Origin of the sequence: Bradyrhizobium sp. USDA 326 (assembly GCF_049739485.1) — a bacterium.
Classification (GTDB): Bacteria; Pseudomonadota; Alphaproteobacteria; order Rhizobiales; family Xanthobacteraceae; genus Bradyrhizobium.
The window spans coordinates 3,067,551-3,089,140 of the sequence record NZ_JBMGQA010000001.1; the positions used below are offsets into that span (position 1 = coordinate 3,067,551).

The following is a 21,590-nucleotide window of genomic DNA, read 5'->3' on the forward strand; positions in this document are numbered from 1 at the left end:
GAATGAGTCCTCTTGCTGTTACAGCGCGACGATTGCGCTGCCTTCGAGCTTGACCTCGCCGCGATCGTCCCTGGTGGTGAGCGCGAGCCGTGCGCGGCGCTCGCCATTCTCGGCGAAGATCTCGGTCACGGTGCCTTCGCAAGTCAGCTTGGCGCCGAGCTGGGTGATGGCGACGAACCGGGTGGCGAAACTGCGGAGCTTTGACGGCGGCACCGCGTCCGTGAGCGCCTGCCCGAGATAGGCCATCACCAGCATGCCGTGGGCGAACACATCCGGGAATCCGGCCGCCTTGGCAAAGTCGATATCGACGTGGATCGGATTGTGATCGCCCGATGCGCCGCAATAGAGCGCCAGCGTGTGGCGGGTGATCGGCGGAAAGACCTTGTGGACGATGCGGTCGCCGGCCTTGATGTCTGCGGATGCCATCACGACGCCACCTTGTTGCGGACGACGATGGTGCGCGCGGTATCGGCGACATGCACGCCGTCCTGGTTGGTCACCTCGCATCGGATGCCGATCAGCGTCATCGCGCCGCCCTTCTTCTCCGTCACGCTGGCCACACGCGGTCGAAAGGTCAGGGTGTCGCCGACCAAAACCGGCGCGTGATAGACGAAGCTTTGCTCACCATGCAGCACGCTGCCGAGATCGATCCCGAGCGCGTTGAACATGTCGAACGGGTCCTCGACGTCCAGCATCTCCAGGCAGAACAAGTAGGTCGGCGGCACCGGCATGCCGGTGAATCCGGCCGCCCGCGCCGCATCCGCGTTGCGGTAGACCGGGTTCTGTTCACCCAGCGTATTGAGGAAGTAGCGGAGACGGCCGGGCTCCACGCGCGCGGTGACGGGCGTGAAGCTGCGCCCTACGGCGGACTGATCGACCATGTATGTCAGTGCCGCTTGTAGAGCGTAACGACGCAGGCGCCGCCGAGGCCCAGATTGTGCTGCAGCGCGACCTTGGCACCCTCGACCTGCGTGGGACCTGCCGTGCCGCGCAACTGCCGCGTCAGCTCGTAGCATTGCGCAAGTCCCGTGGCGCCGAGCGGGTGTCCCTTCGACAGCAATCCGCCGGACGGATTGGTCACGATCCGGCCGCCATAGGTGTTGTCGCCGTCATTGATGAACTTGCCGGCTTCCCCCTCGCCGCAGAGGCCGAGCGCCTCGTAGGTGATGAGCTCGTTGTGGGCGAAGCAGTCGTGCAGCTCGACCACGTCGAGATCGTCGGGCCCGATGCCGGCGCTTTCATAGACGCGGCTTGCCGCCTCTTTGGCCATGTCGTAGCCGACCAGCTGCATCATGTCGCCGGCCTTGAAGGTCGAGGGCGTGTCGGTGGTCATGGCCTGCGCCGCGATGCGTACTTCTTTGCCGATGCCATGCTTGTCCGCAAACCGCTCCGACACCAGCACGGCGGCGGCGCCGCCACAGGTCGGCGGGCACGCCATCAGGCGCGTCATCACGCCCGGCCAGATCACCTGATCGTTCATGACGTCGTCCGCGCTGACTTCCTTGCGGAAGAGTGCGAGTGGATTGTTCTTGGCGTGACGGCTCGCCTTGGCGCGCACTTTGGCGAAGGCCTCGAGCGGGGTGCCGTATTTCTTCATGTGGCTGAGCCCGGCGCCGCCGAAATAGCGCAGCGCCAGCGGAATGCCGGGGGCGTCGATCAGCTGGTCCGCAGCCGCGTCGAACTCCTCGAACGCGCTGGGGCGATCGGTATAGACGCTGCCGAGCGCGCCGGGCTTCATCTGCTCGAACCCGACCGCCAGCACGCAATCCAGCGCGCCGCTCGCGATCATCTGCCGCGCCATGAACAGCGCGGTCGACCCGGTCGAGCAGTTGTTGTTGACGTTGACGATGGGGATGCCGGTCATCCCGACAGGGTAGAGCGCGCGCTGCCCGCAGGTGGAATCGCCGTAGACGTAGCCGACATAGGCCTGCTCGACCTTCTCGTAGCCGAGGCCTGCGTCGTCGAGCGCGAGCTTGGCCGCCTCCGTCCCCATCTCGTGATAGGGCGCACTGGCGCCCGGCTTGGCAAAGGGGATCATGCCGACCCCTGCGACGACCACGTCAGACATGGCTTCCTCCAAACAAATTACCCATTGGACTTTTTCTTACCCACGGGTAACATATCGACCGATGTCCTCCGGAGTCAACCGATCCAGCATGGATTCAGCGCCGCCCGTTCCACCCTCATCGCCGCCGTCTTCGCCCTGGCTGCCGTTCGAGAGCCGGCGCCGCGCCCGCGATGAGAAGCGCGAGGCGGTGCTGCGCGCCGCCGTGCAGCTCTTCCTCGAGCAGGGCTATCATCGCGTGACGTTGAGCGAGGTCGCCGAACGGCTGAACATCACCAAGCCCGCGCTCTATAACTATTTCCGGGGCAAGGACGAGATCCTGTTCGAATGCTGGTCGATGGGCGCCGAGCTCGTCGACAGCGTCATTACGGAGATCAACGCCGGCGGCGGTTCGGGCCTCGCCAAGCTGCGCAAGCTGGTGCACGCCTATGCCGGGCTGATGGCGACCGATTTCGGCGCGAGCCTGGTGCGTTTCGACCTGCGCGATCTGGCCGAGCGGAACGCCGCCGTCGCGCGCGCCGCCAAGAAGCGGATCGACGCCACCTTCCGGCGCTACATTGCCGGAGGCATCGACGACGGTTCGATCAGGCCATGCGATCCCAAGCTTGCAGCGTTCGCGATCGCGGGCGCGCTCAACTGGATCGGCCACTGGTACCAACGCGACGGCGGGCTGTCGCCGACCGAAATCGCCGACGAGTTCACGGTTCGGCTGACGGAAGGCATGGCGACCGAGGGCCGGCAGCAGACGACAAAAAAGACGCCGAGGGTGCCGAAAGGGCGCAACTCAGGACGCAAAACGACAGGGAAGAAGCGCACAGGAGGAGGAACGCGATGAACGTCACGCACGGGCTGCGGCCCGCGCTGCAGATCAATCCGAAGGGGCTCGCCACCGTCTATGGCCAGCGGCGCCGCAACTGGGGCGAACTCGGCGAACGCGTCGCGAGGCTCGCCGGCGGCCTGCGCACGCGCGGCGTCCGCGACGGCGATCGCGTCGCCGTGCTGTCCTTCAACTCGGACCGCTATCTCGAGCTTTATCTGGCGACCGGCTGGGCGGGCGGCGTGATCGTGCCGCTCAACATCCGCTGGAGCGCCCTTGAGAACGAGGACGCGCTGCGCGACTGCCGCGCCTCCGTTCTCGTGGTCGACAAGGCCTTCGCACAGGTCGGCGCGCAGCTCGCCGGCGCCATTCCGGGGCTGAGGCTGATCTATGCCGACGACGGCGATGTGCCGGCGGGCATGGAGAGCTATGAGGATCTGATCGCGGGCAGCCCTCCGGTCTCCGATGCCATGCGCAAGGGCGAGGATCTCGCCGGCATCTTCTACACCGGCGGCACCACGGGACGTTCAAAGGGCGTGATGCTCAGCCACCACAATCTGATGGCCAATGCGCTGAATGCCCTCGGTGAAGGATTGTTTCCGGCGAGCACGACCTATCTGCACGCGGCGCCGATGTTTCACCTCGCCAACGGCGCGGCGATGTATTCGCTGCTGCTCTCCGGTGGCTCGAACGTGATCGTTCAGGGCTTCACGCCCGAAGGCGTGATGGCTGCGATGCAGAACGAGCGTGTCACCGACGTGCTGCTGGTGCCCACGATGATCCAGATGTTCGTCGATCACCCCGCGATCGGAAGCTACGACCTGTCGTCGCTCAAGCACATCATCTACGGGGCCTCGCCGATCAGCGAGGCGGTGCTCGACCGTGCCGCGCGCGCACTGCCGCATGTGCGCTTCACCCAGGCCTATGGCATGACCGAACTGTCGCCGATCGCGACGCTGCTGCACGCCGATGAGCATGTCGGGGAGGGGCGGAGAAAGGGGCGCCATCGCGGTGCCGGCCGCGCCACGCTCGGCTGCGAGGTCCGAATCGTCGACGAGAACGACCGGCCTGCGCCGACGGGCGCTGTCGGCGAGATCGTGGTGCGCGGCGACACCGTAATGATGGGCTATTGGGAACGGCCGGAGGAGACCGCGCGCGCCGTCGTCGACGGCTGGATGCACACCGGCGATGGCGGCTACATGGACGAGGACGGGTTCATCTATGTCGTCGACCGCGTGAAGGACATGATCATCTCCGGCGGCGAGAACGTGTACTCGGTCGAGGTCGAGAACGCGCTGGCGCAGCATCCGTCGGTGCTGCAATGCGCCGTCATCGGAATTCCCAATGAGCAATGGGGAGAGCAGGTCCATGCCGTCGTGGTCAGACGCAGCGGCGTGGAGGTTTCGGCGGGCGAGCTGATCGAATTCACGAAGACGCTGATTGCGGGCTACAAATGTCCCCGCAGCATCGAGATCACGGAGACACCGCTGCCGCTGTCGGGCGCGGGCAAGGTGCTGAAGCGCGAGCTGCGCCGGCCGTTCTGGGAAGGTCGGGAACGGCGGGTCAGCTGACGGCTCTCGCTCGCGTTGGGGCGCTGATGCCTGCGACGAGCACGCAAAGTTTCAGGTTTTCAGATCGCGGTCGCGCGGGTACCATTGGCGCGATTCATCGGGAACGTTCAGTCTTGGTCGAGACGCGCGAGCTCAAGCTCGACATCGAGCGCATCGGTACGGTCTCGGCGATCCTGACGCAGCCGGACCGTGCGCGCGCCTGCTACGTGCTGGCGCACGGCGCCGGTGCCGATATGCGGCATTCCTTCATGGAGAAGGTCGCAGAAGGTCTCGCGAGCCGCAGTATTGCGACCTTCCGCTTCAATTTTCCCTACATGGAAAGGAAGCAGGGGCGCCCCGACCAGCCCGCAGTCGCGCACGCCGCCATCCGCGCGGCGGCCGCGGAGGCGGCGCGGCTCTGCCCCGGCGTGAAGCTCGTCGCCGGCGGAAAGTCGTTCGGCGGGCGCATGACCTCGCAGGCGCAGTCCAAGGCTGCATTGCCTGATGTCAAAGGGCTCGCCTTTCTCGGCTTTCCCCTCCATGCCGACAAGAAGCCGTCGAGCGAGCGCGCCGAGCACCTCGCCGGCATCGCAATCCCCATGCTGTTCCTGCAAGGCACGCGCGACGGGCTTGCCGACCTGAGCTACCTCAAGCCTGTCGTCGAGAAGCTCGGCCCGAAGGCGACGCTGCATGAAATCGAAGGCGGGGATCACTCGTTTGCGGTGCTGAAGAAGTCCGGCCGCAGCAATGACGAGGCGCTGACGGAGGTGCTGGATACGCTCGCGACCTGGATCGACGAACTCGCCTGAACCTCACGCCGCATAAAGCCCCTTGTCGCGCGCCTTCTGGATCGCGAGCGCGGCGATCAGGTCGAGCGTCGGCGTCGACAGGCCGGCGGTGCGCGCGAAGGCTTGCGGCGCCTTCACCAGCACGTCGATCTCCATGGCGCGGCCAAGCTCGTAATCCTGGAGCAGCGACGGCTTGTGATTGGGGGCGGGGCCGCTGCGGGTCACGCGCTTGACTTCGGGGATGAAGTGCTGCGCGATCTCGTTCGCCTCGTTCAGCATGCGCGGAATCACCTCGGCAAAGGCCGGGTCGTCGCGCACGCCGCGCGCGGTCTGGCCGGTGAGCAGGCACAGCACCGAAAGCGACATGTTGGTCAGCAGCTTTGACCAGATCGCCTCGCGGATCTCGGCCACCGGCGGCGATTCCAGCCGGGCGTCGTTGAGGACGTTGCGCAGCCTCGTGATGCGCTCGCAATTGCGATCGTCGCATTCGCCGATCAAGACGCGATTGCGGTCCGGAGTGAGGTTCTGCACCACGCCCGGCGCGGTCACCTCGTTCGAGGAGAAGATCACGCCCCCGATGATCCGCTCTTTCGGGATGCAGGCGCGCAGGCGTCCGCCGGGATCGAGGAAAGAAATGTCCGGCGGCGTCGGGTGCCGCGGCGGCAGGCCGATGCCGTACCACCAGGGAATCCCGTTCTGCGCGAATACGATCGCGGTATCGTCCTGAAGCAGCGGCTTGATGCAGCCGACCAGCCCCGGAAGCGCGGTGGCCTTCAGCGTCGAGATCACGACGTCCTGTGGGCCGAGCTGGGCCGGATCGCCGGATGCGTTCACCCTGGCGCCGACCTCGGAATCGCCGACGCGCAGCTTGAGCCCATTGGCGCGAGCCGCCTCCAGATGCGCCCCCCGCATGACGCACGAGACCTCGTGGCCGGCGCGCGCCAGCCGCACCGCAATGTGGCTGCCGACGGCGCCCGCGCCAAAAATGCAGATGCGCATGATGATGTCCCGTACCTATCCCATGGTGCCGCCCCGACGCCAGCATGACACAAGCCGCCATGCGATGGACGCGGCCGCCCCACGCCGTAAAGATATGGATCAGGATGCGCCCTCTCGGCCATAGTGCGCGGCAAACAAGCCGGAGGATCGCCGATGACCGCCAACCCCGTCCCGTGGACTCTCGACGAGCGTGGGGTTGCGACCGTCACGTTGAACCGGCCGGAGGTCAACAATGCCTATGACGGCGCCCTGATCGCGGGCGTGCTCGCGGCCATGGACGATCTCGGCAGAAAGCCGAACCTGCGCCTCGTCGTGCTCCGGGGTAACGGCAAGCATTTTCAGGCCGGCGCCGACCTCAAATGGATCAACGGCGTGCGGCCGCAATCGGCTGAAGCGAACGAGGCCGCGTCGCGGGCGACGTTCGAGGCGGTGCAGCGGCTCAACACGCTGCCGATCCCGACCGTCGCGCTGGTGCAGGGCGGCTGTTTCGGCGGCGGCACCGGCGTGATCGCGGCCTGCGATGTCGTGATTGCCGCCGATAACGCCCTGTTCTCGATCACGGAGGTGCGCTGGGGCCTGACCGCCGCGATCATCATCCCGCAGCTCTGCGACGCCATCGGTGTGCGACAGGTTCGCCGCTATGCGCTGACCGGCGAGCGCTTCGGCGCCGAGGACGCCCGTCGCATCGGTCTCGTCCACGAGGTGGTGCCGCTCGCCGATCTCGAGGCCGCAGGCAGCAGGGTGGTCGAGCAATTGCTCGCCAACGGGCCGGAGGCAATGGCTGAAACCAAGAAACTCGCGCTGGAAAGCTCGTTCGGCGGCATGGCGGTGGACGATGCCACCTACAAGCGGCTCGTGCAGCTGCATTCACTCAAGCGCCAGAGCACGGAGGCGGCGGAGGGACTGGCCTCGTTTGCGGAGAAGCGTGCGGCGAATTGGGGTGGCAACAAAGGCTGAATGTCAGCAGCCGCGGCAGATATTGCTGATGCTGCGATACACGGCGTCGTCGTCCTGGCGCAACTGACGCAGTGTTTCGAGCGTCTTGCCCTCGTCGGTCGCTGGAGCCGGCTTGCGCCTTGCAGCCAGCTCTTCCTCCTGGCGCTTGTAGCAGGCCTCGCGGTCAGGCTTTTCCCGGATGAAGCGGCAGTTTTGCTCCACCGCCGAGACGGCGGTGGTTGTGATCGTGAGAACGGTCAGGGCCGCGAATGCGCATATCACAGATGTCGAATTCATGGCGGCTCTTCTCTCAGTTCCACCGGACGAGAGCAACTGCAAACCGCACTTGGCAAGGCTCACAGTGACGACGCAAGTGACGCCTTCAGCAGGGTGAGCAGCGCCTGGACCGCAGCGGCGTTGCGGCGCCGCTCGGGAATCGCGGCCTTCACCCACAATTCCGGAATCGGAAAGTCGCGCAGCACCGGCTTGAGCGTGCCGTCGCGCAAAGAGCCCGCCACGAGATAATGCGAGATCAGCGCGATGCCGTTGCCGGCGATCGCGCTGCGCGCCAGCACATGACCCTCGTTGGAGGACAGCAGCGGGCTGACCTGGATGCTGATGCGGCCGCGCGGCCCGTCGAAGATCCATTCGGGGCCGGTCGGCAGGAAGCTGAGGCAGCGATGCTCGACGAGATCACGTGGATGTCTGGGCGTGCCATGTTTCTTCAGGTAGGCCGGCGCGGCGCAGAGCAGCCGCTTCAGCGGACAGAGCGGCTCGTCGATCACGCCGCCGAACGAATGCGGGAAGGCGCCGATCGCCATGTCAAATCCCTCCGTGACGGGATCGACCGGACGGTCGATCAGCACGATCTCGAGCTTGAGCCGCGGGTTCTGGGTCTGGAAGGCGCTGAAGGCATCTGCGAGGCGCGCCACCGTCAGCGAGGTCGGGGCCTTGATGCGCAGATGATCGACGAGGTCGTGGCCCTTCTCGCCCATGCGCGAGAGCAGGTCGGTGGCGTCGGCCACGACACCACGCGCGCGATGCACATAGCGCTGGCCTGCTTCGGTCAGCCGCAACTGCCGGGTCGAGCGGTGAAACAGCGGCGTGCCGATCCGTGTCTCCAGCTGCGTGACGCGCTTTGCGACCACCGAGGTCGAGACGTTGAGCTTTCGCCCGGCAGCGGAAAAGCCGGCTGCATCCGCGGTGGCGAGGAAGGCCTGCAGGTTCACCAGGACGTCCATGTCGGCCTTTCTCGATTTGCGAAAGTTGATCGCGTATTTTGGTGGATTGTAGCTTGCTGCGCGTTAATTCATAGTCGTCCTCAAGCAAGAGATTTGGGAGCGGACGCGCCATGCGGGCCACGATGATCGAAGAACCGGCACGACAAGTGCCGCTCTACGGCGAATTTGAAGTCGTCGTGCTCGGCGGCGGCCCGGCTGGCATCGTCGCGGCAGCCGCAGCGGCGCGCGCGGGGCGGAAGACGCTGCTGATCGAGCGCTACGGTTTTCTCGGCGGTATGGGCACCGCGGCCGGCGTCACCAATTTCTGCGGCCTGCACGGCAATGTCCATGGCGAGCACCGGCGGCTGGTGCAGGGGATGGCGTCGGATCTGCTGGCGCGGATCGATCGGCTGAACGGCCTCAACACGCCGCATCTGATCCTCGGCAAGGTCTTCGCGCAGGCTTATGACACCGCCGCGTACAAGATCGCCGCCGACGAGCTTCTCGCCAGCCACAAGGTGCACATCCTCTTCCATGCGCTCGGTGCCGGCGTCGTGATGGGCGATGACCGCCGCGTCGACGCGCTGCTGGTCGAGACCAAGGCCGGCCGGCAGGCAGTTCGCGCCGAGATCTTCATCGACTGCTCGGGCGACGGCGATCTCGCCGTCTGGGCCGGTGTACCGTTCGAAATCGGCGACGAGCACGGCCATCCGCTGTACCCCTCGATGATGCTGCGTCTCAACGGCATCGATCCCGAGCGAGCGGGCGAAGCCTGGCGGACCATCCCGCAACTGATGGAGAAGGCGCTCGCCGCCGGCACCCACACATTCCCGCGCAAGAGCGCCATCGTGCGGCCGCAGAAATCCGGCATCGAATGGCGCGTGAACTTTACGCAGGTCGCGCGCGAGGACGGCCATGCCATCAACGGCATCGAGCCCGACGATCTCACCCGCGGCGAGATCGAGGGCCGCAAGCAGGCGCTCGCCGCGTTCGAGTTCCTGCGCAGCACCGTGCCGGGCTTTGAAAAATCCTACATCGTCGACCTGCCGCCGCAACTCGGCATCCGCGAGACCCGTCGCATCGAGGGCGGCTATCAGCTCAGCGGCGAGGATGTGCTCGGCTGTGCCTCGTTCGAGGATTCGATCGGTGTCAACGGCTGGCCGATCGAGGCCCACGTTCCCGGCGACGTCGTCTTCACATTTCCGCCAATTCCGGAATCGCGCGGCTACAACGAGCTGCCCTACCGGATGCTGGTACCCCAAAGCGTCGACAATCTCCTGGTCGCCGGTCGCTGTGCCTCCATGACACATGAAGGTCAGTCGGCAGCGCGTGTCTCCGGTGCCTGTTTCGTGATGGGCGAGGCCGCCGGTTCCGCCGCCGCGCTGGCGCTCTCCGGAAACCGGATCCCGCGTGACATCCCCATTGAAAAATTGCAGGAAACGTTGAAACAACAGGGCGCCTTCATCGGACGGGATCAGGCACTGCCCGAAGGCCTGTAGCGGACTGCAAGACAACGACGGCGGAGGAATTGGAATGATCGGGATGGCGCGGCTCGCGATAGCGGGCCTGGTGGCGATCATGGCGATGGGCACGGCGCGGGCCGAGGATGCGCTGAAGGCCAGGATCGGCGTGCTCCGCCTGTCGTCCTCCGCCCCCGTCTTCATCGCGCAGGACAAGGGCTATTTCCGCGACGCCGGCTTGGCGGTCGAGCTCAAATTCTTCGATGCGGCGCAGCCGATCGCGGTGGCGACGACCTCAGGCGATGTCGATTTCGGCGTCACCGCCTTCACCGCGGGTCTCTACAATCTCGCCGGCAAGGGCGTGCTGAAGGTGATCGGCGGCATGAGCCGCGAGAAGGCCGGCTATCCCCTGATCGGCTATTTCGCCAGCAACAACGCTTATGCGAGCGGTCTGAAGACGCCGAAGGACCTCGCGGGCAAGCGCGTGGCGGTGACGCAGGTCGGATCGAGCTTTCACTATTCGCTCGGCCTGCTCGCCGACAAGTACGGCTTCAAGCTTGCCGACGTGAAGATCGTGCCGCTGCAATCGCTGTCGAATGCGGCGGCCGCGCTCAAGGGCGAGACCGTCGATGCGGCGCTGCTGCCGATCTCCACCGCGCGAAAGCTGATGGACGAGGGCGGCGCGAAGTTCCTGGGCTGGGTCGGCGACGAGACGCCGTGGCAGTTGGGGGCGGTGTTCGCCTCGCCGAAGACGCTGGCTAACAATGCGCTGGTGACGAAGCTGCTCGGCGCGCTGGCCAGGGCCGACCGCGAATATCACGACGTCATCCTCGCTGCGATGAAGGACGGCGTCGCCCCCATCAACGAGCAGACAAAACCGCTCTTGGAGATCATCGCGAAGTACACCAACTTGCCGGTCGAGCAGGTGGTCGGCAACTGCGCCTATGTCGATCCCGACGGCAAGCTCGACGTCAAGAATGTCGACAACCAGATCAAATGGCTCCAGGAGCAGGGCTTCGCGGACAAGGGTTTTGATGCCGATGCGATCATCGCCAAGGATTACGTGAAGGCGGACTAGCCATTTTTGTCATTCCGGGGCTCGCGAAGCGAGAACCCGGAACCTCGAGGTTCCCCGGTGTGCAATTGCGCACCTGGGGTCTGATCCTTCGGATCATCTCGGACCGACGGAGAACAGGATCGACGAGCTCTCATGGACCTGATTGCCAACCACATCACCCACCGCTTCGACGATCTCGCCGTGCTCGACGATGTCTCCTTCACCGTCAGCGCCGGCGAGGTGGTGGCGATCGTCGGGCCCTCGGGATGCGGCAAGAGCACGTTGCTGTCGATCCTGGGCGGGTTGCTGCAGCCGACCTCCGGCGCGGCGGAGCTGCGCGGTGCGCCGCCGGCGGACAGTCTCAATCCGTTGACCTTCGTGTTCCAGGATTTCGCGCTGCTGCCCTGGGCTACGGTCGAGGAGAACGTCGAATTCCCGCTGCTGCACGCCCAGCTCACCGCTGCGCAACGCCGCGCGCTGGTCGAGGATGCCCTGCGCCGCACCGGCTTGACCGATTTCCGCACCACCTATCCAAAGCAGCTTTCCGGCGGCATGCGCCAGCGCGTCGGCATCTCGCGCGCGCTTGCGGTGAAGCCCGCCATCCTGCTGATGGACGAGCCGCTCTCGGCCCTGGATTCGCAGACCCGCGAGCTCTTGATGGAAGACTTTGTCCGCCTGCTCGCCGATGGCGGCATGGGCGCGGTTTATGTTACCCACAATCTCGAGGAAGCCGCCCGTCTCGCCAACCGCATCGTGGTGCTGTCGCGGCGGCCGGGACGCATCCGCGAGGTCGTGGCCGTGCCGATGACGCGAGCGGCGCGCGGCGAAGTGGCGGCGCGCGGAAGGCTGCTTGCGCTTCAGAACCAGATCTGGTCGCTGATCCGCAACGAGGCGATCGACGCTGAACGCGAGGTCCAGCATGCTTGATCGCGCGCCGGCCGAAATTGCGAAGGACACTGCGACCCGGCGCGTCCGCTTTCGCGGCGCCGGCTTCGTTCCCGCCAGCAGCCGTTTTGGCGGCTGGATCGCGCTCGCGCTCGTCATCGTCATCTGGGAGGCTGCCGGCACTACTGGCCTTGTCAATCCGCTGTTCCTGCCGGCGCCCTCGGCGATCGCGCGCGCGATCTACCAGCTCGCTGTGTCGGGCGCGCTCTGGCAGCACGTCTCGGCCTCGCTGCTGCGTATCGGCATCGGCTGGCTCCTGGGAACGGCGGCCGGTGTCGCCGTCGGCTTTGCCATCGGCCTTTCGCGTCTGGCGCGCAGCGTCGGCATCACCTTCATCTCGGCGCTGTTCCCGATTCCGAAGATCGCGCTGCTGCCGCTGTTGATCCTCTGGCTCGGAATCGGCGAAGAGCCGAAGATCGCGACCATTGCGCTCGGCGTCTTCTTCTCCACCGCGATCTCGGTCTATAGCGGCGTCGATGCCGTGCCGCGCAACCTGATCCGCATGGCGCAGAGCTTCAACGTTCCCTTCGCCACGATCGTGCGCAAGGTGATCTGGCCCGGCGCACTGCCCGCGATCCTCGCCGGCTTCCGTATCACCGCCTCCGTGGCGCTGCTCCTCGTCGTCAGCGCCGAGATGATCGGCGCGCAATACGGCATCGGCGCCTTCGTGCTGCAGGCCGGCAATCTGATGCAGACCGATCAGCTGCTCGCGGGCGTGGTGATCCTGTCGGTGTTCGGGCTTGCCGTGGGGAAGGTGATCGGCTGGCTGGAGACGCGGCTGTTGCACTGGCGGTGAAGTATACTCCGTCATTGCGAGCGCAGCGAAGCAATCCAGACTGGTCACCGCGGATACAGTCTGGATTGCATCGTCGCTACGCTTCTCGCAATGACGACGTGGCTGGCACCAGAGCTCACGCGTTCCCGCGATCCTCGCGGAACAGATCCAGCTTCTGCTGCACCGGACGGTCCGAGAAGCTGAACAGCACGGCGTCTTCGTCCGCCTCGTGCGTCACCCAGTGCCAGCTCGGCACCACGAACAGATCGCGGGGCCCCCATTCGAAGACGGCGTCGCCGATGCGGCTGCGGCCCTTGCCCTCGATCGGGCAGAACACCGTCGCATCGGTCGAACGATAGCGCGCGGTCTTGAAACCCTTCGGCAGCAGCTGGATGAAGGTGCCGATGGTCGGCATCGCAAAGTCGCCGGTCTCGGGATTGCTGAACTTCAGCTTCAGCCCGTGGCACGCGTCCCACTCCTGGCTCAGGCGCGCCCTTTCCAGGGCTTCGCGGGTGTAGGCATAGGGATAACTGAAGATCGGCGACGTCTTCGACCTCCGCTTCGCGTCGACCGGCAGCAGATTGTAGCCGTAGCGGGCAAAGCTGTCACCGGCAGGCTTCGTGATCTTTTGCTGATCCTCTTTCGAGCCTTCCGCAAAGGAGCAGTCGAAGAACTGCACCAGGGGAATGTCGAGGCCGTCGAGCCAGAACATCGGCTCGTTCGTTTCGTTGGAATGATCGTGCCAGGTCATCGACGGCGTGATGATGAAGTCCCCTGGCTCCATCGCGGTGCGCTCGCCGTCGACTGCAGTGTGGGCGCCCTTGCCTTCGAGCACGAAGCGCAGCGCCGACTGGCTGTGGCGGTGCGCGGGCGCGACGTCGCCGGGCACCACCATCTGCACGCCGGCATAGAGCGAGGTCGTGATCTTGGATTGCCCGCGCAACCCCGGGTTCTCCAGCACCAGAACGCGCCGCTCGGCTTCCTTGGCGGTAATGAGCTTGCCGGCCTCCGTCATGTAGTCGCGGATGACGTCGAACTTCCAGAGGTGAGGACGGCAGGCGCTCTTCGGCTCCGGCGTGATCAGGTCGCTCATCACCGTCCAGAGCGCGGTGAGATTTTCGCCGTCGATCTTCTTGTAGAACGCCTCGCGTTCCGGCGTCCTGGTCACGGCTTCCATGGTTGCTGCTCCCGATCGTTTGTTAATTGACAGTATACTTACGATCCAGGTAGCGTCAATGTGACGAATGACAATCACCGTCGTCATTCCGGGGCGATGCGTTAGCATCGAACCCGGAATCTCGAGGTTCCGGGTTCTCGCGTCGCGAGCCCCGGAACGACAAGAAATATGGGAGGCTCTCCATGAAGCTGCACGGCTATTTCCGCTCCAGCGCCGCCTATCGGGTGCGGATCGCGCTGAACCTGAAGGGGCTCGGCGCCGAGCATCTGCCGCACCATCTGCGCAAGGGCGAGCAATGCGCGCCCGCTTATCTCGCCATCAATCCGCAAGGCCTGGTGCCGTCGCTGGAGAACGATGTGGGAGCAGTGCTGACCCAATCGGTGGCGATCATCGAATGGCTCGACGAGACGCACCCCAATCCGCCGCTGCTGCCGAAGGATCCGCTCCGCCGCGCCAAGGTAAGGGCGTTCGCGCTGGCGATCGCCTGCGACACTCATCCGGTGCAGAACCTGAAAGTGCTGGCGCGGCTGCGCGAGCTCGGCCTGTCCGAGGAGAAGGTGCAGGACTGGGCGGCCTGGGTCAATCGCGAGGGCCTGTCGGCCTGTGAGACGCTGATCAGGGACGAACCGGGCCCATTCTGCTTCGGCGATGCGCCGACGCTTGCCGATCTGTGCCTCGTGCCGCAGCTCGGCAATGCGCGCCGCTTCGGCGTCGATGTCTCGGCCTATCCGCGTCTGCTCAAGGCCGAGGCCGCGGCGAAGGCGCTGCCCGCCTTCGCCGATGCCGCACCGGAGAAGCAGCCCGATGCCGAGTAAGCCTACCCCTCCGATCACGATCGACGCGGTCTATGCCGCGCCGGGCTATCTGTTCCGGCGCATGCAGCAGATCGCGGTCTCGATCTTCATGGAGGAGTGCAAGGCGTTCGATCTCACCCCCGTGCAATATGCCGCGCTGATCGCGATCCATACCCATCCCGGCATCGACGCGACGCGGCTTTCGGCGGTGATCGCCTTCGACCGCTCCACGCTCGGCAGCGTGATCGAGCGGCTTGAAGCCAAGGGCTATATCGAGCGCAAGCCGGCGCCGGAAGACAAGCGGATCAAGCTGCTGTATCTGACCAAGTCGGGCGCCGCGATCCTGCGCGAGATCATCCCCGCCGTCGAACGCGCGCAGGCGCGCATGCTGGAGCCGCTGAAGCCCGCCGACCGCCAGACGCTGATGGGTCTGCTGACGCAACTGGTCGATCTCAACAACGAGGCCTCGCGGGTGCCGCTGCGGGCGGAGGATGCACTGGAGCATCTGGGGAAGGGCGGGTGAGGGGCTGCCAATGTCTCGTGTCCCGGACGCGCTGCAGCGCTCTTGCGCTGCTGCGGAGAGCCGGCAACTGTTATGTTGATGGTGCGATTTTATAGGGTTTTCGGTCGCGCAGCATTGCGTTGAGGATGGTCAGCAGCTTCCTTGCGACAGCAATGAGGGCGAGCTTTGCTGGTTTGCCGGCCAGACGGAGCCGGTCATAGAAGATTTTGAAGTGATCGGCGCGACGAACGGCGTTGAGAGCAGCCATGTAGAGGGCGTCGCGGACGCGCTTTCGTCCGCCGCCGATCTTGCGCTTGCCACGATAAGCCCCGCTATCGACATTGAAGGGAGCCAGGCCGGCAAGAGCGGCCACCTCCTTTGGCCCGAGACGCCCAAGTTCGGGCATCTGGGTGAGGAGTTGCATGCAAGCGACGGGTCCCACGCCGGGCACCGAGCGCATCAACTGTGCATCATTGGCAAGCTCCGGTTCGGCTTTGACGAGCGCATGAATCTCAGTGTCGATTTCGGCGATCTCATCATTGAGGACCTCGATGAGGCGAGCGATGCGTTCCACCATGGCGCGGTCCTCGGCTTCGCTGCGGCGGTTCTTTTCCTGGGCCCTCATGGCAACCAGTTGGTCCCGCCGTTTTGCAAGCCTTGCCAAAGTGTTGCGAGCAGGCGTCGCGGCCTGCTCGGTGGCGGGCTTCATGGCGCGGGCAAAGGCCGCCAGCATCCGCGCATCGATCGGATCGGTCTTGGCGAGCTGGCCGCTGGCGCGGGCAAAGTCGCGGGCACGGGCCGGATTGATCCGGGCAAAGCGGATGCCGGCCCGATGCAGGGCCTCCCGAAGCTCGAGGTCATAGACCCCCGTAGCCTCGAAGACGATCAGCGCATCACATCGCCAACGCGCCACCAGCTGTGTGATGGCCTGTGGCGCGTTGGCGATGCGTTCCGCTACGCCGATGGCCTCATCGAAAATATCAAGGTGATGTTTGGAGATGTCGATCCCGACGCAACGAGAGGATATGATCACGGTGCCTGTCCCTGTGATGCGAGGTCTGTTGACGCAGCCTCGTGCAACTGTTCAGGTTGATAGATGGAACGGGCGGGAGACCGAGCCGGCTCACGGCGTCAAGCGCCAAGGACCCAACGGCTTCCCGCCCACCATCATCATGCCAGACTTCCCAGACACAGGGACCCAGGACATTGGACGCGCGGCGCTGAAGTCTAGGCCCCGGCTCTGCAGCGCACCGCTTCGCGCTGCACTGCGTCCGGGGCACAGCACCGCGGCTACGGCCGAGCCGTCGCCCTACATCCGCAGCAACGCCTGCCGGTCGATCTTGCCCGTGCCCGTCTTCGGCAGTTCGTCGATGAAAATCACCTCGCGCGGATATTTGTACGGCAGCAGCTTGCCTTTTACATAGTCCTGCAATCGGCGCGTCGCTTCGCTTGGATCGACGGCGCGGCGGTTCATCACCACCACCGCCTTCAGCGTCATGCGACGGTCCGGCAATTCGGCGGCGAACACCGCGCATTCGCGGATGTCGGGGTGGTCGGCGAGACACAGCTCGACCTCGAGCGGATAGACCCACTGGCCGGAGATCTTGATGAGATCGTCGGCGCGGCCGCGGAAGAAGTGGAAGCCATCGGCATCGCGGACGAAGCGGTCGCCGGTGTAGATCCAGCCGCCCTCGCGAATGGTTTCCGCTGACTTGTCCGGCCGGTTCCAGTACAGCGGCGTGTTGGAATCGCCGCGGACCCACAAGATGCCTTCCTCGTTGTCGCCGACCTCGTTTCCGTCCTTGTCGCGCAGCGCGATCTCGTAGCCGGGCACGCGCAGGCCGGCGGCGCCGAGCTTCTTCTGCCCCTCGCGGTTGGAGAGATAGATGTGGAGCACCTCGGTTGAGCCGAGGCCTTCGACGATCTCGAGTCCCGTGAGCGTCTTCCAGCCGTTGAAGACCTCGGCCGAGAGCACCTCGGCGGCGGAGAGCGCCATGCGCAGCGACGAGAAATTCGTCTTGTCCGCGCCTTCGGCCTTTGTCAGCGATGTATAAAGCGTCGGCAGGCCGAAGAAGACGGTCGGCTTGTATTGTTCGATCGCCGCGAAGATCGATGCAGGCTTCGGCTGGCCCGGCAAGAGCAGTGTCGCCGCGCCGGCCGAGAACGGGAAGGTCACGGAATTGCCGAAGCCGTAGGCGAAGAAGATCTTCGGCACCGAGAAGCAGATGTCATCTGGCGTCAGCTTCAGCACGTTCCGCGCAAAGGCGGCATCGGTGTAGGCCATGTCGTGCTGGAGATGCACGATGCCCTTGGGCCGCCCGGTCGACCCGGAGGAGTACATCCAGAACGCCATCTCGTTGCGATGCGTCGGAGCTTCCGCCAGTTCGGGCGGGAACTGCGCGAGCCAGCCTGCCGCCGCGAACGCCGCGGGCGCGGCGTGCTCGCCTACTGCACCATTCACGACGATCAGCGTATGGAGCTTCGTGTCCTTGCAGGCTTCCGCATTGAAGCGCGCCGCGAACTCGGCATCCGCGACCGCGACAGTCGCGCCGGAATCGGCGAGATAGAATTGCAGGAGGTCTGGCGGCGTCAGCGTGTTGATCAGGAGTGGCACGAAGCCGGCCCGCACCGCGCCGAAGAACGCGGCCGGATAGGCCGGCGTATCGTCGAGGAACAAGAGCACGCGATCGCCGCGCTCGAGGCCGAGCGAGGCAAGACCGTTGCCCCAGCGGCAGGCTTCGCCGCAGAGCTCGGCATAGGTCCGCGTGCCCGCCGGACCCATGAGCGCGCGATTGTTGCCGCGGCCTTTGGCCAAATTGTCGAACAGCACGCGGCTGGCGTTGTAAATTTCAGGAACGGCAATGCCGATCTCGCGCGCGCCCGGGCTGTCCGCAGGCACCTGGTCGCGGATCTCGCTGCTCATGGCGTATCTCCGGCATTCCTGGCGGCCTCGTAGCGGGCCATGAAGGCCGGCGACATCGCGCGTAGCCGGGAAACGTCGATGCGGCCGGAACGGGTGATGTAGCTGTAGGCGAAGTCCAGCAGGGGAAGCTTCATGTGCTCGGCGAAGTGTTCGTACCAGAACGCACTCGTGCGCGCGGCATCGACGAGCTTCTGCACGATGGGCTTGCGCGCGGCCTGGTAGCGGTGCAGCGCGGTCGCAAGATGCGCATCCGACTCCAGCGCCTTGACCAGCGCGATCGCGTCCTCGATTGCGAGCCGCGTGCCCGAGCCGATCGAGAAATGCGCCGAATGCAGCGCGTCGCCGAGCAGCACCATGTTCTTGAACGACCAGTGCTCGTTCCAGACCCAGGGAAAGTTGCGCCAGACCGATTTGTTGGAGATGAGGCAATGGCCGCCAAGCGTGTCGGCGAACACCTCCTCGCAGACCCCCTTGGACTGCTCGACGTCCTTGTAGGCGAAACCATAGGCCTGCCATGTGGCGTGATCGCACTCGACCAGGAAGGTGCTCATGGTCGGCGAATAGCGGTAGTGATGGGCGTTGAAGGCGCCGCGGTCGGTCCGCACGAACGTCTGCGACAGCGTGTCGAAACGTTTCGAGGTGCCGTACCAGACGAATTTGTTGGAGGAGTAGGACAACGAGGTGCCGAAGTCGCCTTCAAAGGCGCGGCGCACCAGCGAGTTCAGCCCGTCGGCGGCGACGATCAAATCATGGCCGTTCAGCTGGTCGATTGCCTGGATCTGCGTATCGAAGCGCGGCGTGGCGCCGACATCGAGCGCGCGCTGCTGCAGGAACCTGAGGAGCTCGAGGCGCCCGATCGAGGAGAAGCCGACCCCGTCGATGGCGACGCTGTCGCCATGCAGGTTCAGCGTGATGTTCTCCCAGCTCTCCATGTGCGGGGCGATCGCATCGACCGTTTCGGGGTCGTCGGCGCGCAGGAATTCCAGCGCCTGGTCGGAGAACACAACGCCAAATCCCCAGGTCGCGTCGGCCGGGTTCTGTTCGAACAGGTCGACTTGATCCTCGGGATGACGCTTCTTCCAGAGATAGGCGAAGTAGAGCCCACCCGGCCCCCCGCCAATCACGGCGATCCGCAACGTCTACCTCCCCAATTGACAGTATACTTACTATCTAGGGCTAGACTAATGTGCTCCGGCCTCCGGCGCCAGCGGAATTATTGGCCACGCGCGGCGAGCCGAAACGCGATCCAAAGCTGCGTGCGACGCAACTCCGATCGGTCAGGCGCCACCATAAAGAAACAGCCGCGGCTTGGCCACAAGCGCCTACCTCGCCGCGAACGGTGCGAGGACGTCTCTGCAGGCCTGCGAGAGCGACGCCGCCCGGTTGGAAATGCATTGCATGATCCGGCCGCCGCCGGGCGCCACACCGGTGCAGAGCGTGCGGATGTCGGCGCCGCAGGCCGACCGGACGATGAACAGCTCCTCGCGCGGCAGCAATGGCCGCAGTACGATCGTGGTCGGCGCCGCGGCGGGGGCGGCCGCGGGAGCGGCAGCTGCAGGCGCCGCTGTGGCCGCCGCACCGCCGGATGCCGCGCTCAGCGCACCTTGGCAGGACGGTGAGACCCTTGCCTTGTTCTTCTCCAGGCATTCGAGCGCAGCCGCGCCGCCCGGCGGGACGCTGGCGCAGACCTTTGGATAATCGGACCGACAGGCGCTCTTGACGGCGGAGACCTGCGCGCTGCTCGGTTGCTTGGCGGAAGCAGCCTTGGGCGCGGCGGAGGTCGAGGCCGGCTTGGCAGGTTCAGTGGAGGGCACGCTGGGCGCCGCGGGCTTCGGCGCGGCAGGCGTCGGCTCGACCTTGGGTGCAGCTTCAGCTTCAGTTTTCGGCGCTGCGGGAGCGGCTTCGGTCTTCGGAGCCGCGGCGGGCTCGACGGCGCGGACCGCGGTCTGGCATCCCGATGACAGGCTCGATTCGTTCTTCTTCAGACATTGATACGCTTCCACGCCGCCCGGCGTCACGCTCGAGCAGTGCGTCATGAAATCCGAGCGGCACGCCGACCGGATCGCGCTCTTCTGCGCATCGGTCGGCGCTTGCGCAAAGATGGGTGCTGCAGTTGCGAACAGCGCCGACGCCAGCAATGCAGCGCGCGTGGCGCCATGCTTCAATATCTCGAACATATGGATGACTTCCTGCCCTATAGGTCGAGCGTTCGAGCCGCCGTTCGACGCTCCGAAAAAGGTGATGTGATTGCAATCGTCGCGAGCCATGCGATGCAAGACATCATGGACGCTTTGTCCGCCATCGCAAGCAGATTGTGGTCAAAGACGGCGGAGCGAGGGCGGCGCTAGAGTTTCACCATGCGCTTGCCGCGGTTCTCGCCCGCGAGCAGTCCGATCAGCGCCTTCGGTGTGTTCTCGAAGCCGTCGATGATGTCCTCCTGAACCTTCAGCTTGCCGGATTTCACCCAGGCCTGCAGGTCGGCGAGCGCACGCTGGCTCTCCTTCATGTAATCCATCACGATGAAGCCCTGCATGGTCAGCCGCTTCACCACGATCAGCCCGGGCACGCCGCGAGGGCCATGCGCGGCAGGAGGGCCGTCATATTGCGAAATCGCGCCGCAGCAGGCGATGCGGCCGTAGTTGTTCATCTGTGGCAGGCAGGCCTCGAGAATGTCGCCGCCGACATTGTCGAAATAGACGTCGATGCCTTTGGGAGCCGCTGCGCGCAGCGCTTTGAAGACGGCGCCGTCCTTGTAGTCCACCGCGGCATCGAAGCCGAGCTCGGACGTCAGCCACCTGCACTTGTCTGCGCCGCCGGCGATGCCGATAACGCGACATCCCTTGATCTTCGCGATCTGCCCGACGATCGAGCCGACCGAGCCCGCAGCGGCGGAGACCACGACCGTGTCGCCCTCTCTGGGCTTGCCGATCTCCAGGAGGCCGAAATAGGCGGTGAGACCGGCGATGCCGAACACGCTGAGCAGATGCGTCATCGGCTCGAGCTTCGGCATTTTGGTGAGATGCTTCGCCGGCACCGCGGCATATTCCTGCCAGCCGGTGTCGCCGAACACGACGTCGCCGGGCGCAAGGTCGGGCGCCTTCGAGCTGACGACCTCGGCGATGGCGCCGCCGGCCATCACGCTGTTGGCCTCGACGGCGGAACGATAGGTTGCGCCGTGCATCCAGGCGCGGTTGGCGGCATCGAGCGAGATGTATCGGACGCGCAGCAAGGCCTCGCCGTCTTTCGGCTCCGGCACCGCGCTCTCCACCATCTTGAAATGCTCGGGACCGAGCTTGCCGCCGGGTTTCTCCACCAAAAGAATCTGGCGATTGATGTTGCCGCTCATCGCGTTCCCTTCTTCGTGTGTCTGGCAATTGTTGATGCAGCTGTCGCAAGGAGAACGTGCAAGCCGCATGTGCCGTGCGCCGCGTGAAAGCTAGATCGCCGCGTTCCATTTCACAACGGGAACATCCGGCCAACAAGACCACGCGCAAAGCGCCACAAGGCGCAAGGACAAGTCTCGCGTCACGGGCGAGCGCCTGAACGTGCCGCTGCAACTCGGGGAAGCGTTCAGGGCAAGGG

General features: G+C 65.3%; 22 protein-coding genes. 10 read left to right on the top strand and 12 right to left on the bottom strand.

The features are described 5' to 3' along the window. Nucleotides 1-18: 18 nt before the first annotated feature. The 3 genes from ABIG06_RS14600 to ABIG06_RS14610 are packed head-to-tail and all read right to left on the bottom strand — an operon-like array spanning nucleotide 19 to nucleotide 2,068. Complete coding sequence (locus tag ABIG06_RS14600) at nucleotides 19-426, bottom strand: MaoC family dehydratase (protein ID WP_124162793.1); 408 nt, start codon at nucleotides 424-426, stop codon at nucleotides 19-21. Then, nucleotides 426-881, bottom strand: coding sequence for a MaoC family dehydratase N-terminal domain-containing protein (locus ABIG06_RS14605; RefSeq protein WP_370137292.1), 456 nt, complete (start codon nucleotides 879-881; stop codon nucleotides 426-428). Before ABIG06_RS14605 ends, ABIG06_RS14600 begins: the two co-directional genes overlap by 1 nt. Before the next feature lie 5 nt (nucleotides 882-886). Continuing rightward, nucleotides 887-2,068, bottom strand: a complete 1,182-nt coding sequence (locus tag ABIG06_RS14610; protein WP_124162795.1) for a lipid-transfer protein — start codon at nucleotides 2,066-2,068, stop codon at nucleotides 887-889. A gap of 88 nt (nucleotides 2,069-2,156) precedes the next feature. Between ABIG06_RS14610 and ABIG06_RS14615 the strand changes: the two genes are divergently transcribed. The 3 genes from ABIG06_RS14615 (at nucleotide 2,157) to ABIG06_RS14625 (ending at nucleotide 5,241) form a co-directional block, all read left to right on the top strand. Beyond that, complete coding sequence (locus ABIG06_RS14615) at nucleotides 2,157-2,900, top strand: TetR/AcrR family transcriptional regulator (protein WP_124162796.1); 744 nt, start codon at nucleotides 2,157-2,159, stop codon at nucleotides 2,898-2,900. Next, entirely contained in the window at nucleotides 2,897-4,453 is a 1,557-nt protein-coding gene (locus ABIG06_RS14620) for a long-chain-fatty-acid--CoA ligase (protein ID WP_370137294.1), read from the top strand. The genes ABIG06_RS14615 and ABIG06_RS14620 overlap by 4 nt, the downstream gene beginning before the upstream one ends. Before the next feature lie 113 nt (nucleotides 4,454-4,566). Further along, on the top strand, nucleotides 4,567-5,241 hold the full coding sequence (locus ABIG06_RS14625; RefSeq protein ID WP_245454616.1) for an alpha/beta family hydrolase: 675 nt from the start codon (nucleotides 4,567-4,569) through the stop codon (nucleotides 5,239-5,241). Nucleotides 5,242-5,244: 3 nt separating this feature from the next. Here the strand turns inward: ABIG06_RS14625 and ABIG06_RS14630 are convergent, their stop codons facing one another. Continuing rightward, on the bottom strand, nucleotides 5,245-6,219 hold the full coding sequence (locus tag ABIG06_RS14630; RefSeq protein WP_124162799.1) for a ketopantoate reductase family protein: 975 nt from the start codon (nucleotides 6,217-6,219) through the stop codon (nucleotides 5,245-5,247). 153 nt (nucleotides 6,220-6,372) lie between these two features. Here ABIG06_RS14630 and ABIG06_RS14635 point away from each other — a divergent pair, with 153 nt between their 5' ends. Further along, nucleotides 6,373-7,176: an enoyl-CoA hydratase-related protein gene (locus ABIG06_RS14635; RefSeq protein WP_124162800.1), complete on the top strand. Its 804-nt coding sequence runs from the start codon at nucleotides 6,373-6,375 to the stop codon at nucleotides 7,174-7,176. A 3-nt stretch (nucleotides 7,177-7,179) separates the two neighbouring features. Here ABIG06_RS14635 and ABIG06_RS14640 read toward each other — a convergent pair whose 3' ends face one another. Both ABIG06_RS14640 and ABIG06_RS14645 read right to left on the bottom strand, forming a co-directional pair. Further along, on the bottom strand, nucleotides 7,180-7,452 hold the full coding sequence (locus ABIG06_RS14640) for a hypothetical protein (RefSeq protein ID WP_370137297.1): 273 nt from the start codon (nucleotides 7,450-7,452) through the stop codon (nucleotides 7,180-7,182). A gap of 59 nt (nucleotides 7,453-7,511) precedes the next feature. Continuing rightward, nucleotides 7,512-8,396 (bottom strand): LysR family transcriptional regulator, encoded by an 885-nt coding sequence (locus tag ABIG06_RS14645; RefSeq protein WP_370137299.1) that lies wholly within the window; start codon nucleotides 8,394-8,396, stop codon nucleotides 7,512-7,514. Nucleotides 8,397-8,506: 110 nt separating this feature from the next. On the opposite strand from ABIG06_RS14645, the gene ABIG06_RS14650 reads away from it, so the two are divergent. The 4 genes from ABIG06_RS14650 (at nucleotide 8,507) to ABIG06_RS14665 (ending at nucleotide 12,633) form a co-directional block, all read left to right on the top strand. Next, nucleotides 8,507-9,874 carry an FAD-dependent oxidoreductase gene (locus ABIG06_RS14650; protein WP_370137301.1) on the top strand — a complete coding sequence of 456 codons (1,368 nt, stop codon included), beginning with the start codon at nucleotides 8,507-8,509 and terminating at the stop codon, nucleotides 9,872-9,874. A 34-nt stretch (nucleotides 9,875-9,908) separates the two neighbouring features. Continuing rightward, a complete protein-coding gene (locus ABIG06_RS14655) occupies nucleotides 9,909-10,913 on the top strand; it encodes an ABC transporter substrate-binding protein (RefSeq protein ID WP_370137302.1) in 1,005 nt (334 codons plus the stop codon). 132 nt (nucleotides 10,914-11,045) lie between these two features. Further along, complete coding sequence (locus ABIG06_RS14660) at nucleotides 11,046-11,819, top strand: ABC transporter ATP-binding protein (RefSeq protein WP_370137304.1); 774 nt, start codon at nucleotides 11,046-11,048, stop codon at nucleotides 11,817-11,819. Further along, the gene (locus tag ABIG06_RS14665) at nucleotides 11,812-12,633 is read left to right on the top strand and encodes an ABC transporter permease (protein ID WP_370137305.1); all 822 of its coding nucleotides are present in this window, start codon (nucleotides 11,812-11,814) and stop codon (nucleotides 12,631-12,633) included. Before ABIG06_RS14660 ends, ABIG06_RS14665 begins: the two co-directional genes overlap by 8 nt. A gap of 115 nt (nucleotides 12,634-12,748) precedes the next feature. Here the strand turns inward: ABIG06_RS14665 and gtdA are convergent, their stop codons facing one another. Next, nucleotides 12,749-13,789 (bottom strand): gentisate 1,2-dioxygenase, encoded by a 1,041-nt coding sequence (gene gtdA, locus ABIG06_RS14670; RefSeq protein WP_370137307.1) that lies wholly within the window; start codon nucleotides 13,787-13,789, stop codon nucleotides 12,749-12,751. Between the two features lie 182 nt (nucleotides 13,790-13,971). Between gtdA and maiA the strand changes: the two genes are divergently transcribed. Together maiA and ABIG06_RS14680 are read left to right on the top strand one after the other, a co-directional pair. After that, nucleotides 13,972-14,604 carry a maleylacetoacetate isomerase gene (gene maiA, locus ABIG06_RS14675; protein ID WP_370137309.1) on the top strand — a complete coding sequence of 211 codons (633 nt, stop codon included), beginning with the start codon at nucleotides 13,972-13,974 and terminating at the stop codon, nucleotides 14,602-14,604. Next, nucleotides 14,594-15,106 (top strand): MarR family winged helix-turn-helix transcriptional regulator, encoded by a 513-nt coding sequence (locus ABIG06_RS14680; protein ID WP_370137310.1) that lies wholly within the window; start codon nucleotides 14,594-14,596, stop codon nucleotides 15,104-15,106. Before maiA ends, ABIG06_RS14680 begins: the two co-directional genes overlap by 11 nt. A gap of 70 nt (nucleotides 15,107-15,176) precedes the next feature. Here the strand turns inward: ABIG06_RS14680 and ABIG06_RS14685 are convergent, their stop codons facing one another. The 5 genes from ABIG06_RS14685 to ABIG06_RS14705 all read right to left on the bottom strand — a co-directional run bounded on the left by ABIG06_RS14685 (nucleotide 15,177) and on the right by ABIG06_RS14705 (nucleotide 21,354). After that, the gene (locus tag ABIG06_RS14685; protein WP_370134307.1) at nucleotides 15,177-16,118 is read right to left on the bottom strand and encodes an IS110 family transposase; all 942 of its coding nucleotides are present in this window, start codon (nucleotides 16,116-16,118) and stop codon (nucleotides 15,177-15,179) included. A 276-nt stretch (nucleotides 16,119-16,394) separates the two neighbouring features. Next, on the bottom strand, nucleotides 16,395-18,008 hold the full coding sequence (locus tag ABIG06_RS14690; RefSeq protein WP_370137312.1) for a benzoate-CoA ligase family protein: 1,614 nt from the start codon (nucleotides 18,006-18,008) through the stop codon (nucleotides 16,395-16,397). After that, a complete protein-coding gene (locus tag ABIG06_RS14695) occupies nucleotides 18,005-19,144 on the bottom strand; it encodes an FAD-dependent monooxygenase (RefSeq protein WP_370137314.1) in 1,140 nt (379 codons plus the stop codon). The genes ABIG06_RS14690 and ABIG06_RS14695 overlap by 4 nt, the downstream gene beginning before the upstream one ends. 186 nt (nucleotides 19,145-19,330) lie before the next feature. Next, a complete protein-coding gene (locus tag ABIG06_RS14700; RefSeq protein ID WP_370137316.1) occupies nucleotides 19,331-20,185 on the bottom strand; it encodes a cysteine rich repeat-containing protein in 855 nt (284 codons plus the stop codon). A gap of 167 nt (nucleotides 20,186-20,352) precedes the next feature. Further along, nucleotides 20,353-21,354, bottom strand: a complete 1,002-nt coding sequence (locus ABIG06_RS14705) for an NADP-dependent oxidoreductase (protein WP_370137318.1) — start codon at nucleotides 21,352-21,354, stop codon at nucleotides 20,353-20,355. Between the last annotated feature and the right edge of the window lie 236 nt (nucleotides 21,355-21,590).

Excerpts from the sequence above, each read along its gene's own strand:
- ABIG06_RS14615 (WP_124162796.1), top strand. The coding sequence starts at position 2,157 with ATGGATTCAGCGCCGCCCGTTCCACCCTCATCGCCGCCGTCTTCGCCC.
- ABIG06_RS14660 (WP_370137304.1), top strand. The coding sequence starts at position 11,046 with ATGGACCTGATTGCCAACCACATCACCCACCGCTTCGACGATCTCGCC.
- ABIG06_RS14620 (WP_370137294.1), top strand. The coding sequence starts at position 2,897 with ATGAACGTCACGCACGGGCTGCGGCCCGCGCTGCAGATCAATCCGAAG.
- ABIG06_RS14705 (WP_370137318.1), bottom strand. The coding sequence starts at position 21,354 with ATGAGCGGCAACATCAATCGCCAGATTCTTTTGGTGGAGAAACCCGGC.
- maiA (WP_370137309.1), top strand. The coding sequence starts at position 13,972 with ATGAAGCTGCACGGCTATTTCCGCTCCAGCGCCGCCTATCGGGTGCGG.
- ABIG06_RS14605 (WP_370137292.1), bottom strand. The coding sequence starts at position 881 with ATGGTCGATCAGTCCGCCGTAGGGCGCAGCTTCACGCCCGTCACCGCG.
- ABIG06_RS14610 (WP_124162795.1), bottom strand. The coding sequence starts at position 2,068 with ATGTCTGACGTGGTCGTCGCAGGGGTCGGCATGATCCCCTTTGCCAAG.
- ABIG06_RS14630 (WP_124162799.1), bottom strand. The coding sequence starts at position 6,219 with ATGCGCATCTGCATTTTTGGCGCGGGCGCCGTCGGCAGCCACATTGCG.
- ABIG06_RS14700 (WP_370137316.1), bottom strand. The coding sequence starts at position 20,185 with ATGTTCGAGATATTGAAGCATGGCGCCACGCGCGCTGCATTGCTGGCG.
- ABIG06_RS14635 (WP_124162800.1), top strand. The coding sequence starts at position 6,373 with ATGACCGCCAACCCCGTCCCGTGGACTCTCGACGAGCGTGGGGTTGCG.
- gtdA (WP_370137307.1), bottom strand. The coding sequence starts at position 13,789 with ATGGAAGCCGTGACCAGGACGCCGGAACGCGAGGCGTTCTACAAGAAG.
- ABIG06_RS14655 (WP_370137302.1), top strand. The coding sequence starts at position 9,909 with ATGATCGGGATGGCGCGGCTCGCGATAGCGGGCCTGGTGGCGATCATG.
- ABIG06_RS14690 (WP_370137312.1), bottom strand. The coding sequence starts at position 18,008 with ATGAGCAGCGAGATCCGCGACCAGGTGCCTGCGGACAGCCCGGGCGCG.
- ABIG06_RS14645 (WP_370137299.1), bottom strand. The coding sequence starts at position 8,396 with ATGGACGTCCTGGTGAACCTGCAGGCCTTCCTCGCCACCGCGGATGCA.
- ABIG06_RS14665 (WP_370137305.1), top strand. The coding sequence starts at position 11,812 with ATGCTTGATCGCGCGCCGGCCGAAATTGCGAAGGACACTGCGACCCGG.
- ABIG06_RS14600 (WP_124162793.1), bottom strand. The coding sequence starts at position 426 with ATGGCATCCGCAGACATCAAGGCCGGCGACCGCATCGTCCACAAGGTC.
- ABIG06_RS14640 (WP_370137297.1), bottom strand. The coding sequence starts at position 7,452 with ATGAATTCGACATCTGTGATATGCGCATTCGCGGCCCTGACCGTTCTC.
- ABIG06_RS14650 (WP_370137301.1), top strand. The coding sequence starts at position 8,507 with ATGCGGGCCACGATGATCGAAGAACCGGCACGACAAGTGCCGCTCTAC.
- ABIG06_RS14680 (WP_370137310.1), top strand. The coding sequence starts at position 14,594 with ATGCCGAGTAAGCCTACCCCTCCGATCACGATCGACGCGGTCTATGCC.